The 467-nt window shown below is 71.1% G+C and carries 1 pseudogene; it reads left to right on the top strand.

What is annotated here, in order from left to right:
* Positions 1-252 (top strand): annotated as a pseudogene (locus D7Y61_RS22440) (hypothetical protein); the annotation flags it as partial.
* Positions 253-467: the final 215 nt, after the last annotated feature.

The raw sequence follows: 467 nt of genomic DNA, 5'->3' as shown, positions 1-467 counted from the left end.
GACGCAAGCGCCCACGACGAGCCGCGCAGCCCCGAGCAGAAGCGCCGTGCGATGAGCTGGGCGCAACGGCTCAAGCGGGTCTTTTCCATCGACRTCACCACCTGCGCCCACTGCGGCGGCGCGGTRCGGATCGTCGCCAGCATCGAGGAACCCACCGCCATCCGCGCCATCCTCGCCCACTTCGAGAAGCACGGCGCGCTGGAGCAAGCGCACTACCGGCCCGCAGCGCGCGCGCCGCCGCCGGCCGCGTGACGAGGTGCCGGCCACACAGCCGGCAGCCAAGCCAGAGTCCGATCCGATGCGGCCACGACCCCGCAGGGCTGCGCTCGGCCCTGTGCCGGGATTCGGTGAGAAATGGCTACGCACTGAGCCGCTGCGYGGCCCCGCGATGTCGAAAACCCACGCATGAACCCCCGATCTGTGCCCGATCTGTGCCCAAAGCGGCGCTTGCGCGGCCGCTTCCTACC

It is taken from the genome of Stenotrophomonas maltophilia (genome assembly GCF_013464485.1).
Taxonomy (GTDB): Bacteria; Pseudomonadota; Gammaproteobacteria; order Xanthomonadales; family Xanthomonadaceae; genus Stenotrophomonas; species Stenotrophomonas maltophilia_AW.
Note: the sequence above shows the minus strand (reverse complement) of the source record. Positions and strands in the feature narration are given on the sequence as shown.